Origin of the sequence: Pseudactinotalea sp. (genome assembly GCF_048594945.1) — a bacterium.
Taxonomy (GTDB): domain Bacteria; phylum Actinomycetota; class Actinomycetes; order Actinomycetales; family Beutenbergiaceae; genus Pseudactinotalea.
Window position 1 is genome coordinate 1 of record NZ_JBMDXJ010000219.1, and the last position, 5318, is coordinate 5318.

General features: G+C 71.5%; 6 protein-coding genes and 1 pseudogene. All 7 read right to left on the bottom strand.

All coding sequences use genetic code 11. The annotated features are described in order from the left end of the window. Positions 1–36: 36 nt before the first annotated feature. Complete coding sequence (gene mshD, locus ACOJSN_RS09560) at positions 37–870, bottom strand: mycothiol synthase (RefSeq protein ID WP_420112265.1); 834 nt, start codon at positions 868–870, stop codon at positions 37–39. Between the two features lie 120 nt (positions 871–990). Next, the gene (locus ACOJSN_RS09565; RefSeq protein WP_420112270.1) at positions 991–1593 is read right to left on the bottom strand and encodes a hypothetical protein; all 603 of its coding nucleotides are present in this window, start codon (positions 1591–1593) and stop codon (positions 991–993) included. Between the two features lie 93 nt (positions 1594–1686). Beyond that, positions 1687–2874, bottom strand: a complete 1188-nt coding sequence (locus ACOJSN_RS09570; RefSeq protein WP_420112266.1) for an alanine racemase — start codon at positions 2872–2874, stop codon at positions 1687–1689. Between the two features lie 43 nt (positions 2875–2917). After that, on the bottom strand, positions 2918–3088 hold the full coding sequence (locus ACOJSN_RS09575; protein ID WP_420112267.1) for a hypothetical protein: 171 nt from the start codon (positions 3086–3088) through the stop codon (positions 2918–2920). Further along, positions 3085–3459: pseudogene (locus tag ACOJSN_RS09580) on the bottom strand (MerR family transcriptional regulator); the annotation flags it as partial. The pseudogene ACOJSN_RS09580 and the gene ACOJSN_RS09575, both read right to left, overlap by 4 nt. Before the next feature lie 94 nt (positions 3460–3553). Next, a complete protein-coding gene (locus ACOJSN_RS09585; protein ID WP_420112268.1) occupies positions 3554–4783 on the bottom strand; it encodes an RNA polymerase sigma factor in 1230 nt (409 codons plus the stop codon). Positions 4784–4785: 2 nt separating this feature from the next. After that, a complete protein-coding gene (locus ACOJSN_RS09590) occupies positions 4786–5217 on the bottom strand; it encodes a YciI family protein (RefSeq protein ID WP_420112269.1) in 432 nt (143 codons plus the stop codon). Between the last annotated feature and the right edge of the window lie 101 nt (positions 5218–5318).

Below are 5318 nucleotides of genomic sequence, written 5' to 3' on the forward strand. Positions count from 1 at the left end.
CGCAGGGTCATGGGTCTCCTCCCGACCCTGGCCAATCTATGTGCGTGCGTACTGCACGTCAGCCCGCCGACGGCGGAATCCCGCCTTCTGATATGTGCGTATCGCGGGTGTGTTGTCACCTTCGACGTACAGCTCGACCTCGGTGAGGTCGCGCCCGGCAAAGTACGCCATCGCGACGGCGGTGAGCAGCCCGCCGAGCCCGCGCCCCTGGGCGTCGGGATCGATGCCCAGGACGTAGATCTCGCCGATCCCGTCGCTCACCTTGGTCCACATCGAGCCCAGCAGCGCACCGTCGGCGGCGTCGCGCGCGAGCCAGAACCCCGCCGGGTCGAACCAGGGCTCGGCGGCGCGGGCGTCGAGGTCGGCGCGGGTCATGCGCCCCTGCTCGGGGTGGCTCGCGAAGGCACGGGCGTTGACGCGCACCCAGTCGTCGGCGTCACGATTCGGCTCGAACGTGCTGACGACGACGTCGCCCGGGATCTCCGGTCCGCTCGCCTGGGTGGGGGGTGGGGCGGTCATGAGCCAGAGCTCACGCACCACGCTCAGGTCGCGGCTCGCGGCGAGTGGCGCTGCGCCCGGGTGCGGCCCGTGTGCCCACACGCGCACGCCCGGTGCGCGCCCGAGCAGGTCCTCCAGCAGGGCCGCACCGTGACCGTGCCTGCGATGGTCCGGATGGACCGCCAGCTCGGCCGAGTCCCGATCAAGCTGGCCGTCCGCGACGAGCGCACCGCCGTCGAGCCCCGGCAGGTGCTCGACGTCCTCCCGAGACGAGGTCAGGTTGAGGAGAGTCTGCTCGGAGAAGGCGGCTACGCCGTCGTGCGCCTCGACGGCACGAGCGAGGTCGCGAACGGCTCCGGGTTCGATGCTCACCGCCACCACGATACGAGCCGACCCCCGTCGAGACCGAGGCTCACCGCCGAAACCGAGGGGTGCACCCCTCGGCCTCGGCGCTCCGCCTCGGTCTCGGCGAGCTCGGCGGGCGCCGGTCGCTCAGTCGAGCCGGTCCGCACGCCAGAGCGAGGCCGCCTGCTCGAGCTCGCCCGCGGTGTCGAGGAGGGCACCGGCGTTGCGGGTCACGCGGGTGGCGGCGCTGTCGTCGGAGCCGGCGATGCCGTCGGCGTCGAGGGCGGATCCAGTCGCGAGCACCCGGCAGAAGGCGCCTGCGCGCTCGAGCGCCACGTCGAGGTCGCCGCGGAACACGCCGGAGAGCACGGCATCGGCGAGGGTGCGGATCTCCTCCGGGCCGGGTGTGTCGGCCACACCGGCGACCGCGCCCGCGACCTCCGCGCGCTCCACACCGAGCCGGTATCGCTCGGCGATCGTCTGCGGGTCGCGGCGGGTCCACTCGCGGAGCAGGTAGAGCCGCCAGAGCGCACCGGGCAGGGTGTCCGGCGGGCTGTCGGCCCACAGCGCGGCCACGGTGTCGATGCCCTCGCTGTCCACGAGGTGCACGAGCCGGTCCACGAGCGCGGCATCGTCGGAGGCCGCGCGGCCACCGTGCACGATCGCGGTCGCGGTCGTGTGCGCCGCCTCGGACCGCACCGCGGGGTCGATGTCGCCCACGATCGCCTCAGCCTGCTCCGGCGAGAGCATCGCCGGCCGTCGGAACCGCCGCTCGTCCACAACCTCACCCACTTCCCGACCTCGAACCCGGCCCAACCCGCGATTTCACTGACGAAACGTCACCTACCCGAAGGTGCGCGACTCACCACGATACGTGGGCACGGAGTCCTCGATTCGCCCGTCGCGCACGAGGTGGAGCACGTCGAAACGCTCCATCATCTCCCCCGCCTTGGCGTGCCGGAACCACACGCGGTCGCCCACGGCGGGGGCGACCCCGCGGTAGCGCAGCGGCGTCTGCACCTCCCCCGCGCCCTCCGTGGAGAGGTACGTACCGCCGTCGAGCGGCGTGGGCAGGCGATCGGCGCCGGCAGGACCGGAGGCGATGTAGCCGCCACTGAACGCAGTCGCGATGCGGTCGGTGGGGCGCCGCACCACGTCGAGCCCGAAGTAGGCGGCCGGGCGGGGCGTGAACGCCTCGTAGTGGTCGAACAGGGTGGGGCAGTACAGGCCGCTGCCGGCGGTGACCTCGGTGATCGTCGGGTCCGCCACGGTGTCGGCGAGCGAACCGCTGCCGCCGCCGTTGACAAGGAGCGTGCGACCGAGCTCGGCCTGCAGCGCGGCCACGATCGTGGGACGCCGCTCGGCCAGCTGCGCAAGACTCGCCCGCTTCATCGCCCGCACCACCGGCCCGCGCACGCCGGCCTCGCCGACCCCCGCGACCTGCCCCTCGTAGAACATCACGCCGCGCACCCGCAAACGCCCGGTGCGCTCGACTGCCCACGCCAGCTCCACCGCGTCGGTGACGTCCCGCACCGGCGAGCGCCGCGGGCCCACATGGACCGGACCGACGCGCAGTCCGGCGTCGATGTCGAGACAGACCTGCACCGGCGGCCCGGCGGGTGACCCAGCCCGCATGAGAGCCCGCTCCACGAGCGCAACCTGAGCGACGTCGTCGACCATCAGCGTGATGCGTGCGCGAGCGCGCGGCTCCGAGACCAGCCGTCCGAGTGCGGCGCGATCCACGCTCGGGTACCCGAGCAGCACGTCCTCGACGCCGCACTCGACCAGCCACAGCGCCTCCGCCACCGAGTACGCCATCACACCGGCGAAACCGGGAGTCGCGAGCGCCCGCTCGATCAGCGACCGCACCCGCAGCGACTTCGACGCCACACGGATCGGCGTGCCCTGGGCACGTGCGAGCAGGTCCCGCGCGTTGGCCTCGAATGCGTCGAGGTCGACGACGGCGAGCGGGCCTGGGAGTGCCGCCGTCGCCTTCTGCCAGGGCGCGGGCCGGGCAGCGGCGACACTCATCGTGCCCATTCTCCACGACACCCGGCCACGCCGCCCTCACTCGTCAGGCAGTGAAGAGCTTCAGCTCAGCGGCCGAGAAGTAGTTCTGTGTCTCGTCCGTGATGCGCACGAGATACTTCTGCCTCTCCTCGTCGATCCAGACGACGGTGCCGACGTTGCCGGTCATGACGCTGCCCGTGGCCTGCACGGTGTCACCGACCTTGAACTCACTCATGGGTTCCCTCCCCTCGCGGTGCGGTTGATCTCATCGACGCGCACGAGCACGTCGAGCTGAGCGGGGGTGTACAGGTCCCGCAGCACCTCGCCGACGACGGCATCCATGGCGCGCCGGGGTTCCGGCGCGATCGCAGCCAGCCGGTCGGCCCAGGCGCCCTCGGACATCATGCGGTCGACGTGCGGCGAGTAGCGCGCCGGGAGCGCGGCCATCGCGTCGCCGTCGAGCAGGCGGCGAATCTGCAGCACACGCACGAGGTGCTCGACGCCGTACTGCTTGTAGCCGTCGGCCGCTCGGGTCGGTTCACTGAGCAGTCTTACGTCGTGGCAGTACCTGACGGCCTTGGTGGTGACGCGGGCGAGCTGGGCGAGCTCTCTCGTGCTCCACGGGCATCACACCTCCTCGTGCCGCGGTCGGGTGACTCCATCCAAGATCGTGCCCTGGGGCAAGGTCAAGGATGGCGACTCAGAGCCGGGCTGCCTTGTCGCGGAGCACCTGCTCCTCTCGCGCGTTGCCCACCACGTCGGCCGCAGCGATGAGATCGGCGCGGGCCTCGTCGAGGCGGCCGAGCTGGGACAACAACTCGCCGCGCACGCTCGGCAGCAGCGACGACCCGGCGAGCTTGCCGCCCTCCTGCAACCGCTCGACGATCTGCAGCGCCACCGCCGGTCCGGCCGAGGTCATCGAGACTGCGACCGCACGATTGAGGTCCACGATCGGACTGGGCGCGATCCGGCCGAGCGCCTCGTACAGCACCACGATCCGCTCCCAGTCCGTGTCCTCGACGCTGCGGGCGATCGCGTGGCACTCGGCGATCGAGGCCTGCAGCGCGTAGCTGCCGCGACCGCGCCCGATCTCGTCCACGCGCGCCAGCGCCGCCCGGCCGCGGCGGATCTGGGCGTGGTCCCAGCGGCTGCGGTCCTGGTCGGCGAGCAGAACCGGGGTGCCGTCGGCGGCTACGCGGGCAGCGAACCGGGACGCCTGCAGCTCCATCAGCGCGACCAGCCCGTGCACGTCGGGCTCGGCCGGCAGCAGCCGCGCCAGCACGCGCCCGAGGCGCAACGCCTCGTTCGCGAGGTCGGTGCGGAGCCACCGATCCCCTGACGTGGCCGCATACCCCTCGGTGAACGCGAGGTACACCACCCCGAGCACGGCACCGAGTCGCTCACCCCACTCGGCCGGCTCCGGCGAGGAGAACCGCACGTGCGACGCCGAGAGCGTCTCCTTGGCCCGCACGATCCGCTGCTGCACCGTGGAGACCGGGACCAGCATCATGCGGGCGATCTCGTCGGTGCTCAGGCCACCGACCGCGCGCAGCGTCAGGCAGACCTGCGCCTGTCGCGACAGCACCGGGTGGCACGCCATGAAGATCAGGCGCAGCACGTCGTCCTCGATCGGCTCCCACTCGTCCTCGGTGGTCTCGGAGAGGTCATGGGCGATCGTGCGGTACTTCTCGTCCTGACGTTCCCGGCGCCGCCAGGCGTCGATCGCCTTGCGCTTGGCCACGGCCGTGAGCCAGGCGCCCGCGTTCCGCGGGACGCCTGACTCCGGCCACTGGACGAGCGCGTCGGCGACCGCCTCCTGAGCGAGGTCCTCCGCCAGGCCGACATCGCCCGTCACGCGGACCAGCGTCGCGACCACCTGCGCGCCCTCGATCCGCCAGACGGCGTCGACCGTGCGTCGGATGTCGGTCATGGTCAGCGCTCGGCGCGAGCTGCCTGCTCCTCGCGCCAGCCCTCCTCCTTCTGCACGTACTCGTTGTCGGCGAAGTCGGCGAAGTCGCTCTCGTCGGTGACGCGCCGCACCTCAAGCTTGCTGCCGGGGCCGAGCGGGCACTTGCTCGCCCACTGCGCAGCCTCCTCCTTGCTCGCGACCTCGAGGATCCAGAAGCCGTTGAACAGCTCGTGCGTCTCGCCGTAGGGCCCGTCGGTGATGATCGGGGTGTCGGCATCGAAGTCGACCACGAAGCCCTCCTTCGCATCCGACAGCCCTTCGCCGGCGAGCAGCACGCCCGCGTTCATGAGGGACTCGTTGTAGGCGCCCATCGCGTTGATGATCTCCTCGAAGTCCATCTCCTTCGAGGCTTCGACCGCCGCTGCCGTGGATCGCATGATCAGCATGTACTTCATCGTGGTGCTCCTTGGTTGTGGAGGCGCCGTGTGCGCCTTCCTACAAGACCGTCGAGCGGCGAGGGCGTCGATCGACATCGCCACCCTGTCAATTTTCTGCG

What these genes read in the sequence shown, in the direction of transcription:
- ACOJSN_RS09575 (WP_420112267.1), bottom strand. Translation starts at nt 3,088, where the DNA reads ATGAGTGAGTTCAAGGTCGGTGACACCGTGCAGGCCACGGGCAGCGTC.
- ACOJSN_RS09590 (WP_420112269.1), bottom strand. Translation starts at nt 5,217, where the DNA reads ATGAAGTACATGCTGATCATGCGATCCACGGCAGCGGCGGTCGAAGCC.
- ACOJSN_RS09585 (WP_420112268.1), bottom strand. Translation starts at nt 4,783, where the DNA reads ATGACCGACATCCGACGCACGGTCGACGCCGTCTGGCGGATCGAGGGC.
- ACOJSN_RS09565 (WP_420112270.1), bottom strand. Translation starts at nt 1,593, where the DNA reads ATGCTCTCGCCGGAGCAGGCTGAGGCGATCGTGGGCGACATCGACCCC.
- ACOJSN_RS09570 (WP_420112266.1), bottom strand. Translation starts at nt 2,874, where the DNA reads ATGAGTGTCGCCGCTGCCCGGCCCGCGCCCTGGCAGAAGGCGACGGCG.